14 protein-coding genes are annotated in these 14,217 nt (G+C 68.5%); 8 read left to right on the forward strand and 6 right to left on the reverse strand.

The window, feature by feature from the left end; all coding sequences use genetic code 11:
• The first annotated feature begins 6 nt into the window (after nucleotides 1-6).
• The 3 genes from LOS78_RS16445 (at nucleotide 7) to rsmA (ending at nucleotide 3,157) form a co-directional block, all read left to right on the forward strand.
• A complete protein-coding gene (locus tag LOS78_RS16445) occupies nucleotides 7-1,278 on the forward strand; it encodes a peptidylprolyl isomerase (RefSeq protein ID WP_230377517.1) in 1,272 nt (423 codons plus the stop codon).
• A gap of 65 nt (nucleotides 1,279-1,343) precedes the next feature.
• A complete protein-coding gene (gene pdxA, locus LOS78_RS16450) occupies nucleotides 1,344-2,312 on the forward strand; it encodes a 4-hydroxythreonine-4-phosphate dehydrogenase PdxA (protein ID WP_230377518.1) in 969 nt (322 codons plus the stop codon).
• Nucleotides 2,309-3,157, forward strand: a complete 849-nt coding sequence (gene rsmA / locus LOS78_RS16455; protein WP_230377519.1) for a 16S rRNA (adenine(1518)-N(6)/adenine(1519)-N(6))-dimethyltransferase RsmA — start codon at nucleotides 2,309-2,311, stop codon at nucleotides 3,155-3,157. Before pdxA ends, rsmA begins: the two co-directional genes overlap by 4 nt.
• A 2-nt stretch (nucleotides 3,158-3,159) precedes the next feature.
• Here rsmA and LOS78_RS16460 read toward each other — a convergent pair whose 3' ends face one another.
• From LOS78_RS16460 to prfA, 3 genes are all read right to left on the reverse strand, one after another.
• A complete protein-coding gene (locus tag LOS78_RS16460) occupies nucleotides 3,160-3,954 on the reverse strand; it encodes a DUF4167 domain-containing protein (protein ID WP_230377520.1) in 795 nt (264 codons plus the stop codon).
• Nucleotides 3,955-4,200: 246 nt separating this feature from the next.
• Nucleotides 4,201-5,028 carry a peptide chain release factor N(5)-glutamine methyltransferase gene (gene prmC / locus LOS78_RS16465; protein ID WP_230377521.1) on the reverse strand — a complete coding sequence of 276 codons (828 nt, stop codon included), beginning with the start codon at nucleotides 5,026-5,028 and terminating at the stop codon, nucleotides 4,201-4,203.
• A 4-nt stretch (nucleotides 5,029-5,032) separates the two neighbouring features.
• The gene (gene prfA, locus LOS78_RS16470) at nucleotides 5,033-6,088 is read right to left on the reverse strand and encodes a peptide chain release factor 1 (RefSeq protein ID WP_230377522.1); all 1,056 of its coding nucleotides are present in this window, start codon (nucleotides 6,086-6,088) and stop codon (nucleotides 5,033-5,035) included.
• A 137-nt stretch (nucleotides 6,089-6,225) separates the two neighbouring features.
• On the opposite strand from prfA, the gene LOS78_RS16475 reads away from it, so the two are divergent.
• Nucleotides 6,226-7,305, forward strand: a complete 1,080-nt coding sequence (locus tag LOS78_RS16475) for a cytochrome-c peroxidase (RefSeq protein ID WP_028714335.1) — start codon at nucleotides 6,226-6,228, stop codon at nucleotides 7,303-7,305.
• Between the two features lie 68 nt (nucleotides 7,306-7,373).
• Here LOS78_RS16475 and LOS78_RS16480 read toward each other — a convergent pair whose 3' ends face one another.
• Entirely contained in the window at nucleotides 7,374-7,955 is a 582-nt protein-coding gene (locus tag LOS78_RS16480; protein WP_230377523.1) for a YceI family protein, read from the reverse strand.
• A gap of 310 nt (nucleotides 7,956-8,265) precedes the next feature.
• Here LOS78_RS16480 and rpsF point away from each other — a divergent pair, with 310 nt between their 5' ends.
• The 4 genes from rpsF to LOS78_RS16500 all read left to right on the forward strand — a co-directional run bounded on the left by rpsF (nucleotide 8,266) and on the right by LOS78_RS16500 (nucleotide 10,484).
• A complete protein-coding gene (gene rpsF / locus LOS78_RS16485) occupies nucleotides 8,266-8,661 on the forward strand; it encodes a 30S ribosomal protein S6 (protein ID WP_028714337.1) in 396 nt (131 codons plus the stop codon).
• 18 nt (nucleotides 8,662-8,679) lie between these two features.
• Entirely contained in the window at nucleotides 8,680-8,907 is a 228-nt protein-coding gene (gene rpsR / locus LOS78_RS16490; RefSeq protein ID WP_011747229.1) for a 30S ribosomal protein S18, read from the forward strand.
• A gap of 12 nt (nucleotides 8,908-8,919) precedes the next feature.
• Entirely contained in the window at nucleotides 8,920-9,504 is a 585-nt protein-coding gene (gene rplI, locus LOS78_RS16495) for a 50S ribosomal protein L9 (RefSeq protein ID WP_028714338.1), read from the forward strand.
• A gap of 158 nt (nucleotides 9,505-9,662) precedes the next feature.
• A complete protein-coding gene (locus LOS78_RS16500) occupies nucleotides 9,663-10,484 on the forward strand; it encodes a hypothetical protein (protein ID WP_230378549.1) in 822 nt (273 codons plus the stop codon).
• A gap of 204 nt (nucleotides 10,485-10,688) precedes the next feature.
• Here the strand turns inward: LOS78_RS16500 and tig are convergent, their stop codons facing one another.
• Nucleotides 10,689-12,023, reverse strand: coding sequence for a trigger factor (gene tig / locus LOS78_RS16505; RefSeq protein ID WP_028714340.1), 1,335 nt, complete (start codon nucleotides 12,021-12,023; stop codon nucleotides 10,689-10,691).
• 840 nt (nucleotides 12,024-12,863) lie between these two features.
• Complete coding sequence (gltX, locus tag LOS78_RS16510) at nucleotides 12,864-14,189, reverse strand: glutamate--tRNA ligase (RefSeq protein WP_230377524.1); 1,326 nt, start codon at nucleotides 14,187-14,189, stop codon at nucleotides 12,864-12,866.
• Nucleotides 14,190-14,217 lie beyond the last annotated feature (28 nt).

Consider the following 14,217-nt stretch of genomic DNA (forward strand, 5'->3'; position numbering starts at 1 on the left):
GAGCTGATGCGGCGAATTCTTCTGGGGGCGGCCATGGCCGCGATGCTGGCGGCAAGCGGGGTTTCCCCGGCCTTTGCGCAGGGCAATCCGTTCCAGCCGCTGGTCTATGTCAACGATTCGGCCATCACCCGCTACGAGCTGGACCAGCGGATGCGCTTCATGCAGCTGCTGCGGGCGCCGGACGCCGACCGGGCCTCGGCCGAGCAGGCGCTGATCGACGACCGGCTGCGGATCTTTGCCGCCCGCCAGCTGGGCATCACCGCCAGCGACGAGCAGATCGACGCCGGCCTCGCCGAATTCGCCGGCCGCGCCAATATGGGCGTCGAGGAATTCGTGCGCGCGCTCGGCCAGGCCGGGGTCGAACGCCAGGCCTTCCGCGATTTCGTCGCCGCCGGCGTGGTCTGGCGCGACGTGGTGCGCCAGCGCGTCGTGCCGCAGGTCCAGGTCGATGATGCCGAGATCGAACAGGAGATGCAGCGCGCGCTGGAGACGCCGCGCGTCACCCATGTCGCCCTGTCCGAACTGATCATCCCCGCCCCGTCCGGCCAGGAAGAGCAGGCCATGGACCTTGCGGAATCGGTGGTGCAGAACGTGCGCTCGGAGGCGGATTTCGCCGCCGCGGCGCGGCGCCATTCCGCGACGCCCTCGGCCCCCGAGGGCGGGCGCCTGCCCTGGACGCCGCTGGCCAACCTGCCGCCCTCGCTGCGGCAGATCATCCTGTCGATGCAGCCGGGCCAGATCAGCCAGCCGCTGAGCGTGCCGGGCGCGGTGGTGCTGTTCTATCTGCGCGACACCCGCGGCACGCTGCGCCCCGGCGCCACAGACCAGGTTCTGGATTTCCTGCGCCTGCGCCTGGCGAGCGCCGAGGAGGCGAACCGCATCGCGGCACTTTCCGATACCTGCGCCGATGTGTTCGTCCATGCACGCGGCCTGCCGCCCGAGCAGATCCAGCGCCAGACCCTGCCGCAGGGCCAGATCCCGACCGGCGACGCCCTGCGCCTGGCGGTGCTGGACGACAACGAATCCACCGTCATCAATCAGGGCGGCGCGGTCGAGCTGTTGATGCTGTGCAAGCGCCGGCCCGCGCTGCTGGCGGCGGGGGCGCAGGAGGCGGCGGTGCCGGTGACCGCCGAGGAAGAGGGCGCCGCGGCGCCCGAGCCCGACGCGCTGCCCGACCGCGAGGAAGTGCGCAACGTCATCTTCAACCGCAAGGTCGGCCAGGCGGCGGAAAACTATCTGGCCGAGTTGCGGGCCAATGCGATCATCCGCCGGCCGTGAGCCCGGTCGAGGCCGGGGGCGCTTCGCCCCCCGGACCCCCCGAGGGTATTTGGGAAACAGAGAAAATGACTGAAGCCCGGCCGATCATTCTGACCTGCGGCGAGCCTGCGGGCGTCGGGCCGGAGCTGGCCCCCAAGGCGCTGGCCTCGGGCGTGCCCTTCCTGTTTCTGGGCGATCCGCGGCATCTGCCGGAAGGCACCGCTTGGGCCGAGGTCGAGGCGCCGGGCGAGCCGGTGCCGCCGGGCATGCTGGGGGTGCTGCGGCATGATTTCCCGGCCCCGGCCCGGCCCGGCCGGCCCGATCCCGCCAATGTCCCCGCGGTCGTCGAGGTCATCGCCCGCGCCGTGGATCTGGCCATGTCCGGCGCCGCCGGCGGCATCTGCACCCTGCCGATCAACAAGGAGGCGCTGAAGCGCGGCGCCGGTTTCGGCTTTCCCGGCCATACCGAATATCTGGCGCATCTGGCCGGCGACGTGCCGGTGGCGATGATGCTGGCCTCGACCTCGGTCGAGCCGCCCTGCCGGGTGGTGCCGGTAACCATCCACATCCCGCTGTCCGAAGTGCCGCTGGCGCTGACGCCCCTGCGGCTGGAGCAGGCCGTCCGCATCACCGATGCCGCGATGCGGCGCGACTTCGGCCTGGCGCGGCCGCGTCTGGCCATCGCCGGGCTGAACCCCCATGCCGGCGAGAACGGCGTCATGGGCGACGAGGAGGCGCGCTGGATGGTCCCGCTGATCGAGCGGCTGCGCCGGGAAGGGTTCGACCTGCGCGGCCCGCTGCCGGCCGATACCATGTTCCATCCGGCGGCCCGGGCGCGATACGACGCGGCGCTGTGCGCCTATCACGACCAGGCGCTGATCCCGATCAAGACGCTGGATTTCGCCGGCGGGGTGAACGTGACGCTGGGCCTGCCCTTCGTGCGCACCTCGCCCGATCACGGCACTGCCTTCGACATCGCCGGCCAGGGAATCGCCGATGCGCAGAGCGTCATCGCGGCGCTGCGCATGGCGCATGAGATGGCGGCGCGGCGATGAGCGCCATCGACGGGCTGCCGCCGCTGCGCGAGGTGATCGCGCGGCACGATCTGCGGGCGAAGAAGCAGCTGGGGCAGAACTTCCTGCTGGACCTGAACCTGACCGCCAAGATCGCGCGCGCTGCGGGCGACCTGACGGGCTGCGACGTGATCGAGGTCGGGCCGGGGCCGGGCGGGCTGACGCGCGGGCTGCTGGCCGAGGGCGCGCGCCATGTTCTGGCAATCGAAAAGGATGCCCGCGCCCTGCCCGCCCTGGCCGAGATCGCCGCCGCCTATCCCGGCCGGCTGGAGGTAATCCATGGCGACGCGCTGGAGGTCGATCCCCTGGCGCATCTGTCGCCGCCGATCCGCATCGTGGCGAACCTGCCCTATAACGTCGGCACCGAATTGCTGATCCGCTGGCTGACGCCGCCGGCATGGCCGCCCTTCTGGCAGTCGCTGACGCTGATGTTCCAGAAGGAGGTGGCCGAGCGCATCGTGGCCCGGCCGGGCGGCAAGGCCTATGGCCGACTGGCGGTGCTGGCGCAATGGCGGACCGAGGCGCGGATCGTCATGGCCCTGCCGCCCGAAGCCTTCGTGCCGGCACCCAAGGTGCATTCGGCGGTGGTGCAGCTGACCGCCCTGCCCGAGCCGCGCTTCCCGGCCGATCCGGCGGTGCTGAATCGCGTCGTGGCGGCCGGATTCAACCAGCGCCGCAAGATGCTGCGCGCCTCGCTGAAGGGGCTGCATCCGCGCATCGAGGAGCTGCTGGTCGAAGCCGGCATCGCGCCCACCGCTCGGGCCGAGGAGATCGGCCTGGAACGGTTCTGCGCGCTGGCGCGGGGCCTGGCCGCCGCGCCGCGCTGAACTCAATCGCCCGAGGCGCCTTCCGGCTGGCTCTTGGCAGCCTTGGCGCCGCCCCGGCCCGAGGATTTCGCGGCCGCGGTCTTGCCGCCCTCTTCGGCCGGCTTCTTGCGGCTGCGCGGCGCGGCGGTCGTGCTGCGGCTGCGACGGCGCGGGGCCGGTTCGGCCGCAGCGGGCTCTCCGGGGGTTGCCGCGGGCTCTTCCGGGGCCGCGGCAGGCTCGGCCGGAACATCGGCAGACGCAGCGGCAGTTTCCGGGGTCTCGACCGGGCCGGCGGCATCCTCGTCCGAGGCGATCGCCGGGGGCAGGCCGGGCTGGGCCGCTGCGGGGCGCTCTTCCGCCCGGGGGGCGGGCTGGCGCTCGTCGCGACGGTCGTCGCGGCGTTCCTCGCGCCGGTCCTGGCGGTCCTGGTCGCGACGATCCTGACGGTCCTGGCGATCCTGATGGTGACGGTGGCCGTTATGGCCGTTGCCGTTCTCGGCCGCAGCGGCCTGACCGCCGGTCTCGGAATCGTCGTCGCGGCTCTGGTGCTGCTGGCTCTGGCGCTCGGCCTGCTCGCGCTGCGCCTCGCCCAGCATCCGGGTGTAGTGTTCTGCGTGCTGAAGGAAGCTCTGCTCCGCCACGCGGTCGTTGGAGAGCTGGGCGTCGCGGGCGAGAGTGAGGTATTTCTCGATGATCTGCTGGGGCGTGCCGCGCACCTTGCCCTCGGGACCCGAGGAATCGAAGACGCGGTTGACGATATTGCCCAGCGAACGCTGTCGGTTCGACTTGTTACGCGAACGGGATTTGGATGATCTCATCAGCTTGTTGTCAGTTTATGTCCGGCAAGGGCCGGCTGAGGTTGGGGTCATTCTAAGGCGGGCGTCAGCGCAGGTGCGGCGTTTTGCTCCGGCTCCCGCGTCACCAGTGAAAGGCTGGGTATCTGAGTGTGACTGACCCGTGCGTGGGCGGTGCGCCCCCGTCACAATTGCGAATAAACACGCCGCAGCGTCGCTTACAAGCGAAAATTTTGTCGAATCCCGCGAAAAACGCGGAAGTTTGCCGGATCAGCGCGGCTTTCTGGCGGCCACGACCCGGTCGCGCCCGTCCAGATCGGGCAGGATGCGGGCTTCGGTCAGCCCGGCCTCGCGCATCAGCGCGGCCACGGCGGCGCCCTGGGTCGGGCCGATCTCGACCAGCAGGCGGCCGCCGGGCGACAGATGCGCAGGCGCGCCGGCGGCAATGGCGCGATAGGCGGAAAGGCCGTCCGCCTCGTCGGTCAGGGCCTTGCGCGGCTCCCATTCCCGGACCTCGGGGGATAGATCCGCCATTTCGTCCAGCGCGATATAGGGCGGATTCGAGACGATCAGGTCGAATTCTCCGCTGACCGAGGCGAACCAGTCCGATTCCAGGAAATCCGCGCAGACCCCAAGCTTGGCAGCATTTTCCTGCGCCACCTCCAAGGCGGCAGGCGAGATGTCGGTGCCCAGCCCGCGCGCGCCCGGCCGCTCGGCCAGAAGCGAGATCAGGATCGCGCCGGTGCCGGTGCCGAGGTCCAGCACCGAGGCGAAGGGCTCGGCCAGCGCCGCCTCGACCAGCGCCTCGGTCTCGGGTCGTGGGTCGAGCGTGTCGCGGGTCACGCGGAACTCGTGCTTCCAGAAGGCGCGGCGGCCGAGGATCTGGCTGACCGGCTGACGGGCGGCGCGCGCGGCAAGAGCTGCGTCGAAACGTCGCAGCGCCTCGGGCGGCAGGGGCGCGGCCAGCGCGGCGGCCAGGTGGTGGCGCGGCAGTTCGAGGGCATGGGCCAGCAGCAGCCGGGCATCATCGGCGGCCGCCGGAACCCCGGCTGCGGCGAGTCGGGCGGCACCCTGCCGCAGCGCCTCGGCCCCGGTCATGGAATCACGCGCCCTGCGCGGCCAGCCGCGCCGCCTGGTCATGGGCGGCCAGCGCATCGACGATCTCGGCCAGGTCGCCCTGCATGATGCGGTCAAGCGCATAGAGCGTCAGCCCGATGCGGTGATCGGTCATCCGGCCCTGGGGGAAATTGTAGGTGCGGATGCGTTCGGACCGGTCGCCCGAACCGACCTGCGACTTGCGGTCGGCGGCGCGTTCCGCATCGGCGCGCGAACGTTCCATGTCATAGAGGCGGGCGCGCAGCACCGCCATGGCATTGGCGCGGTTCTGATGCTGGGACTTCTCGCTGCTGGTCACCACGATCCCGGTCGGCAGATGGGTGATGCGCACCGCCGAATCGGTGGTGTTGACATGCTGGCCGCCGGCGCCGCTGGCACGCATGGTGTCGATGCGGATGTCGCCGGCGGGGATGTCGATATCCACCTCCTCGGCCTCGGGCAGCACGGCGACGGTGGCGGCGCTGGTGTGGATGCGGCCGCCCGATTCCGTCTCGGGGACGCGCTGGACCCGGTGGACGCCGGATTCGTATTTCAGCTTGGCGAACACGCCCTCGCCCTCGATCCGGGCCACGGCCTCGCGCACGCCGCCGAGGTCGGATTCGGCCAGTTCCAGCAGCTGGAACTGCCAGCCCTGCGCCTCGGCGAAGCGGCGATACATGGCGAGCAGGTCGCCGGCGAACAGCGCCGCCTCCTCGCCGCCGGTGCCGGGGCGGATCTCCAGGATCGCGGGTCGGGCATCGGCGGCGTCGCGCGGCAGCAGCGCGATGCGCAGCGCATGTTCCAGACCGGGCAGCGCGGCGCGCAGCCGGGCCAGCTCGTCCTCGGCCAGCTCGCGCATCTCGGGATCGGCCAGCATGGCCTCGGCCTCCCGGATGCCGGCCGCGGCATCGCGCCATTCCGCGATCTGCGCCACGACCGGCTTCAGCTCGGCATATTCGCGGCTGATTGCGGCGATCTCCTCGGCTGCGGGGCCGGCATTCAGCCGCGCCTCGAGATATTCGAAACGCTCGACGATCTGGGTAAGGCGGTCTTCCGGAAGCATTTGATGCAATTAGCCGTTGCGCCAACGCCCGGCAAGGCGGAACCTCGGCGCGATCTGACCCAGATCAAAGCGCGGCGTGCCGCCAGGGTGCAAAGTCTGCCCACACGCGCCGAACCAAGCCAAGAAGGAGGCATAACGTGAAACTCGTCCCCCTGCTGACAGCGACGAGTCTCGCCCTGTCCGCTCTGCCGGCCATGGCGCAGACCGCAGCCATCGACAGCAGCGCCCTGCGCGAAGAAGCCAAGGGCGTGTTCGAGGCGATTCCGGAAAAGCTGACAGCCATCAAGCAGACCGAGGACAATCCCGAAGGCGTCGCCCTGACGGCGGAAAAGATCGAGCTGGGCAAGGCCCTGTTCTTCGATCCGCGCATGTCGCGCTCGGGCCTGATCTCGTGCCAGACCTGCCATAACGTCGGTCTGGGCGGCGTGGACGGCCTGCCGACCTCGGTCGGGCACGGCTGGCAGAAGGGACCGCGCAACGCGCCCACCATGCTGAACGCGATCTTCAACGCCGCGCAGTTCTGGGACGGCCGCGCGCCCGACCTGGCCGAACAGGCGAAGGGACCGGTCCAGGCCAGCGTCGAGATGAGCAATACCCCCGACGAGCTGGTCAAGACCATCGCCTCGATGCCGGAATATGTCGAGGCGTTCCAGAATGCCTTCCCGGGCGAGAACGATCCGGTCAACTTCGACAACTTCGCCGCCGCGATCGAGCAGTTCGAGGCCACGCTGATCACACCGAACAGCCCCTTCGACCGCTTCCTGGCCGGCGACGATTCGGCGATGAGCGAGCAGCAGATGCGCGGCTTGCAGGCCTTCATGGAGACCGGCTGCACCGCCTGCCATTACGGCATCAACCTGGGCGGTCAGGATTACTACCCCTTCGGCCTGGTCGCCAAGCCGGGCGCCGAGATCCTGCCCGCCGGCGATACCGGCCGGTTCGAGGTGACCAATACGGTTGACGACGAATACGTGTTCCGCGCCGCGCCGCTGCGCAACGTCGCGCTGACCGCACCCTATTTCCATTCGGGCGTGGTCTGGGACCTGCGCGAGGCGGTGCAGATCATGTCCTCGTCGCAGCTCGGCACCGAGCTGAACGAGGCGCAGGTGGACGACATCGTCGCCTTCCTCGGCGCCGTCACCGGCGAGCAACCCCTGATCGAGCATCCGATCCTGCCGGTGCGCACCCAGGAAACGCCGCTGCCCGCGCCGATGTAGGCCCGAGCGGCTGGAAAAATGGAAAAAGGGGCCCGGCGGGCCCCTTTTGCTTGCGATCCCGTGGCGGCTCAGCCGGCCTTGACGGCCTCGACGGTGATCTTGATCTCGACCTCGTCCTCCACCGCCGGAGCGAACTTGCCCAGGTTGAACTCGGAACGCTTGATCTCGGCCTCGGCGTCGAAGCCCGCGGCTTCCTTGCCGGTCATCGGATGGGCGGCGATCTGGTTCAGGTCGACATCCAGCACGACCTGTTTCGTCACCCCGTTCAGGGTCAGATCGCCGGTGACCCTCGCCTCCTTGTCGCCATCGGGCTCGACCTTGGTGGACTTGAAGGTCGCGACCGCCTGGGCCGCGTCGGTGTTGAAGAAATCCGGGCCGAACAGATGCTTGTCCAGCTCTTCCGAGACGGTGCGCAGGCCGGACAGCGGAATGCTCGCCTCGACGCTGGAATTTGCCGGGTTTTCGGCATCAAGGGTCAGGGTGCCGGTCACGCCGTTGATGATGCCGGTGCTGGTCGAGAAGCCCATGTGGTTGTATTCGAAAACCACCTGGCTGTGCGAGGGGTCGAAATCATAGACCACGGGCTCGGCCACGGCAGCGGTGGCGCCAAGCAGCGTGATTGCGGCGACAGGGGCGAGGATGGATTTCATGCTGAACTCCCGATGAAAAGGTCATGCGCGTTCTGCCAGAAAATGCCCCAGCATCAACAAGGGTTTCCGACAAGTTTCCTGACATTTTCGTGTTTCGCCGCAGCGCGGAAACTGTATCGCCGCCATGGCGATTGTCGGGGGTTTTCCTACGGCGATTGTCGGGGGTTTCCCGGGGTTTTCCCTTGCATTCCCCGGCACGGCCGCTATAAGGCCGCATCCTTCCGCAAATGCGAAACCGGCGCAGCCTCTCGTGGCGGGGCGCGGAAGGGCTGTCCCGCCGTTGAAGTGCGCCCCGAAAAAAGGTGCAGACATGCCGCTTTATGAGCATGTGCTGATCGCCCGTCAGGACCTGTCGAACACGCAGGCCGAAGGGCTGATCGAACATTTCTCGACCGTGATCGCCGACAATGGCGGCAAGGTCGTGGACAACGAATACTGGGGTGTGCGCACCCTCGCCTACAAGATCAACAAGAACCGCAAGGGCCATTATGCCTTCCTGCGTTCGGACGCCCCCTCGGCCGCCGTGCAGGAGATGGAGCGCCTTGCCCGCCTGCATGACGACGTCATGCGCGTGCTGACCGTCCGCGTGGACGAGCACAAGGACGGCCCCTCGGTCCAGATGCAGAAGCGCGACGAGCGCGAGCGCGGGGATCGTGGCGACCGCGGCGAGCGCCGCGAGCGGCGCGACCGCGACGACCGGAACTAAGGGAAAGGAACCAGGATCATGGCCAACAAACCCTTCTTCCGCCGCCGCAAGGTCTGCCCCTTCTCGGGCGACAACGCCCCCGCCATCGACTACAAGGACACGCGCCTGCTGCAACGCTATATCAGCGAACGCGGCAAGATCGTGCCCTCGCGCATCACCGCCGTCTCGGCCAAGAAGCAGCGTGAACTCGCGCGCGCCATCAAGCGCGCCCGTTTCCTCGCCCTGCTTCCCTATGCCGTGAAGTAAGGAGAGACGATCATGCAAGTCATCCTGCTGGAACGTGTGGCCAAGCTGGGCCAGATGGGCGAGGTCGTGAAGGTCAAGGACGGTTTCGCGCGCAACTACCTCTTGCCGCAGGGCAAGGCGCTGCGCGCCTCGGACGCCAACGTCAAGGCCTTCGAAGAGCGCAAGGCCGAACTCGCCGCCCGCAACGACGAGAGCCGCGCCGAGGCCGAGAAGATCGCCGCGAAGCTCGACGGCCAGGCCTTCGTCATCATCCGCTCGGCTTCGGATGCCGGCGCGCTCTACGGCTCGGTCACCCCGCGTGACGCCGCGGATGTCGCCAATGCCGAAGGCTTCGCGATCGAGCGCCGTCAGGTCGTCCTGACCGCCCCGATCAAGGAGCTGGGCCTGCACGAGGTCCGCGTGCACCTGCACCCGGAAGTCGACGTGACCATCAAGCTGAACGTCGCCCGCTCGGCCGAAGAGGCCGAACTGCAGGCTTCGGGCAAGTCGATCCAGGAACTGGCCGCCGAAGAGGAAGCCGCCGCGGAATTCGAGATCGCCGAGCTCTTCGACGACATCGGCTCGGCCGGCCGCGACGAGGACGAAGCCGCGAACTGATCGCGCCTTCGCCGGAACAGGAAAAACGCGCCGCGATCCGGCGCGTTTTTTCATGCCCGGACGGCAACGCCTCTTGCCCGCGGCGCGCGGCTTGCGGAACATTCCCCGGCTTGCGGGGTTGAACCGCAAAGCACCCTGCCGCCAGAGGATTTCCCGGAATGCGCCACCAGGACGACCCGCCGCCCATCACCCATACCGAGGCCGACGAGACCAGCCAGACCCGCTTCGGCCCGCGCCCGGTGCCCGAGGGTCATCGCCGCCAGTCGGGGCCGATGGAATCGCGCCGCATCCCGCCGCATGGCGATGTCTCCCCCGATGGCAGCCATCCCTGGCCCCATCCTTCGCGCGGCGCGAAATGGCTGGTCTGGGGCGGCACCGGCCTTGTCGCGGCGGCGCTGACCGCCGGCACGGTGATCGCCGCCCGGCATCTGATCGACCTGGTCTCGGAGAAGGACGGGGACCCCCGCCGTCCGGCCGCCCCGCGGGACAGGCTGCCCCCCCGCTACGCCGCGTCCGGGCGCGACATGCGCGAGCCCCCCGCCGCCCGCCGCGCCGAACGCAGCGCCGAGGCAAAGCCCGGCCGCCCGCCCCGCCCGGCCCGTCGCGCGCCGCGCCAGGGCCTGCTGCAGGAGGTCGAGGCGAATACCGCCAGCCTGACCCATGGGGTCGAGAACGTCATGCAGGCGCTGACCGCCGCCCTAACCGGTTTCCGCACCGTGGCGGGGCAGGCCGGAACCATCATGCGGGAATTCGGCGATGCCGCCACCCTCGTGCGCGAGATCATCGACCGCAAGCCGGCAGCGCCGCAGCCCCGCAGCACGCCGCGCGCCCGCCGCGACGCGCATCGCGAGGACCGCGCCGATGACCGCCATGGCACGCATATGCCGGACCTGCGCGACGATCCGCTGCTGCACGACCCGATGGAAGGCCCCGACCCCGGCGGTCCCGCCGATCACGACCCGCGCCTGCATCGGCTCTGATCCGACAGTCATTTCTCCGTTTTCCAAATACTCGAATGCCCCGGCAGTGCCGCTTGCCCGTCCGCGGAGCCCTTGCCGCCGCAGCTTCGTCCGTCGGCCACGTCGGCGGGCGAAGCCTTGCGGACCTTCCCTGAGGCCACCGGCCTGAAAGCAAAAGGCCGCCCCCGAGGGGACGGCCTTTCTCGTGGCAGTCAAAGCGAGGGATCAGGCTTGATCCAGCGCCTCGATGGCCTTTTCCAGCTCTTCCTTGGTCACCGGCTTTTCCGAAACCTTGGCGCCCTCGACGATATGGTCCACGACCTTGTCCTCGAAGATCGGCGCGCGCAGCTGCTGCTGGGCCTGCGGATTCTGCTGGATGAACTCGAAGAAGGCGCGCTCCTGGCCCGGGAACTGGCGGGCCTGGCGCAGCACGGCCTGGGTCATTTCCTGATCCGAGACGGTGATCTCGGCCTTCTGGCCGATCTCGGCCAGCAGCAGGCCCAGGCGGACGCGGCGCTCGGCAAGCTTCTTGTGCTCGTCCGTCGGTTCGATCTCGCCATGGTCATGGCCATGCTCTTCCGGGTGATCCTCGTGCCAAAGCTGGTGCGCGATCTGATGCGCCTCGGCCTCGACCAGCGATTCGGGCAGGTCGAACTGGACCAGAGCGTCCAGCTTGTCCAGCAGCGCCCGCTTCAGCACCTGACGCGAGGCGCCCTTGTATTCCGCCTCCAGCCGCTCGCGGATCTGGCCCTTTAGCGCCTCGAGGCTCTCGGCCCCGAATTTCTTCGCCAGCTCGTCGTCAAGCTCGGCGGGCTTCGGCGCCTTCACCGCCTTGACGGTGGTCTCGAAGACGGCGTCCTTGCCGGCCAGGGCCGGATGGCCGTAATCCTCGGGGAACTTCACCTCGACCTTGATCTCGTCGCCGGCCTTGGCACCGACCAGCTGGTCTTCGAAACCCGGGATGAAGCTTTTCGAGCCCAGCACCAGCGGATAGTCCTCGGCGGTGCCGCCCTCGAAGGCCTCGCCATCAACCATGCCCTTGAAGTCGATCACGATCTGATCGCCTTCCTTGGCCTTGCTGCCCTTCTTGCGGTCCTCGAATGACTGGGCGTTCTTGGCCAGGTTCTCCAGCGCCTCGTTCACCTGCTCCTCGCTGGCCTCGACCACCAGCCGCTCAAGCTCGACGCCCGACAGGTCGGCCTCGGGGATGGCCGGCAGGGCCTCGTAATTCACGGTGACGACGACATCGTCGCCCTCTTTCCAGGTCTCGCCGTTGACCATCTCGATCTTCGGCTGCACGGCGGGGCGGTCGCCGGATTTCTCCAGGTGATCGCGCAGCGCCTTGTCGATGGCCTCCTGCATGGCATCGCCCATGACGCGCTGGCCGAACTGCTTCTTCAGCAGCGCCATCGGCACCTTGCCCTTGCGGAAGCCCTTCATCTCGATCTCGGGCTGGGCCTCTTTCAGCTTCGCATCCACCTGCGCCGCCAGATCGGCCGCGGGCAGGGTGAATTCATAGCCCCGCTTCAGCCCTTCGTTCTGGGTTTCCTTGACCTGCATTTGTCTTCCTTCATTCACGAACCATCGCGCGGGTCGAGGCCGCGCGGCCCCATCGGCGCCCGGACCTGCCGTCCGGCGCCGCCGCCTGTTTCAGCGCGCTAGCTATGGGATTTCGCCCCGCATAGCAAGGACGAAGGCTGGATTCGCCGGGTCTTTGCCGGTGCGGCGGGCAAATGAAATCCGCACCACGGCGGCCCGGCATTGCGGCAAGGCCGCACCGCCACCGCGCCTTCCGCACCGACCCGGCACGGCGCCGAGGACCGGGCGCATGGACGGAGGGCATGGACGGGGGGCAGGGTCGCTCGCCTCATGGTGGAATTGATCAATTCTGCCTCGCGCGCCAGACTTGATCCGTCCAAACGGGCTGACGTTGCGTCACCTTTGGCAGGCGGCAATCCGCCGAAACGCGGTTTCCGCAGCCTGTGGTTGCACCGCTCGGGAAATCAACAGGCTGCCATTATTAGGTCAGTAAATAATACCTAACTTAAGGATATATTCCCTTCTCCGCGCGGGCGGGGCATACAGGCATCGTTGTGTAAGCGGTTGTTTGTTAACCTTGGTAAGCGGTGCTTTGGTCCTCTGTTCAGACCTGACCGGGCGGACGCGCGTTCCTGCGTCCGCCCGGCCATGAATCCGCGAAACTGCGTCGGATTTCCTCATGCCATGGTTGCAGGGCGGCTTGGCGGGCTTTGACCCGGTTCGCCTGTGGCGATTCCGCCGCCCGCAACCGCGTTCAGGCAAAACATGCAAATCCGGTCCACGGTTTGCGCCGCATGACCGTCCCGGAATGGCAAAGGCCGCCCCAGGGACGGCCTTTTCGCGACGATGCGCCGGCGTGCTTCAGCCGCGCGCGCGCACCACCTGCAGCAGCGGCATCACCTCCGACATGTCCGGGCCATGCGCCTGGCCGGTCAGGGCCTTGCGCAGCGGCATGAACAGGCCCTTGCCCTTGCGGCCGGTCGCCGCCTTCACCGCATTGGTAAACTCGCCCCAGGTCGCGTCGGTATAGGGCGGCGGCGGCAAGAGCTTCATCGCCTCGGCGATGAAATCGGCATCCTCGGGATCGACCTGCGGCTCGGCGCCGTTCGAGAAGATCTCCCACCAGCCGGCCAGATCGTCCAGCCTGGTCATGTTCTGCGAGGCGACGCGCCAGAACCGCTCGGCCAGCTCGTCCGGCACGCCAAGCGCGGCGATGCGATCCCTGACCTCGGCGAAGGGACGCGCCTGGTTGGCTTCGCGCGTCAGCGGCCAGAGGTCCTCGGCGTCGAACTTGGTGGGCGAGGCGCCGAACTGGCTCAGCTCGAACCCTTCGGCCAGCTCGTCCAGCGACATCCTCAGCTCGACCGGCTGCGACGAGCCCAGCCGCGCCATCAGCGACAGCAGCGCCTCGGGGGCCACGCCGCTTTCGCGCAGGTCCTTGATGGACAGCGTGCCGAGGCGCTTCGACAGCTCCTCGCCCTGCGCGCCGGTCAGCAGGCTGTGATGGGCAAAGGCCGGCGGCTCGGACCCCAGCGCGCGGATGATCTGGATCTGCGTCGCGGTATTGGTCACATGGTCGGCGCCGCGCACGATATGGGTCACGCCCATCTCTGCGTCATCGACCGAACTCGCGAAGGTGTAAAGCACCTGCCCGTCGGCGCGGATCAGCACCGGATCCGAGACCGAGGCCGCATCGATGGAGATCTCGCCCAGGATGCCGTCCGGCCACTCGATCCGCTCCTGGTCCAGCAGGAAGCGCCAGTAGCCGTCGCGGCCCTCGGCGCGCAGCCGGTCCTTGTCCTCGGCCGAAAGCTTCAGCCCGGCGCGGTCATAGACCGGCGGCTTGCCCATGTTGAGCTGCTTCTTGCGCTTCAGGTCCAGCTCAGTCGGGGTCTCGAACACCTCGTAGAGCCGGCCGGCCTGGCGCAGGCCCTGCGCCGCCTCGGCATAGCGGTCCAGGCGGTCCGACTGCCGCTCGATCCGGTCCCATTGCAGACCCAGCCATTCCAGGTCGCGCTGGATGCCGTCGGCATATTCCTGCTTCGACCGCTCGCGGTCGGTATCGTCCAGCCGCAGGATGAACGTACCGCCCGCCTTGCGCGCGATCAGATAGTTCATCAGCGCCGTGCGCAGGTTGCCGACATGGATGTGGCCGGTGGGCGAAGGGGCGAAACGGGTGGTGGTCATGGGTGTCTCCTGTCGGCTTCGCTCTTTC

The organism is Paracoccus sp. MA (assembly GCF_020990385.1).
In the GTDB taxonomy this organism is placed as follows: Bacteria; Pseudomonadota; Alphaproteobacteria; order Rhodobacterales; family Rhodobacteraceae; genus Paracoccus.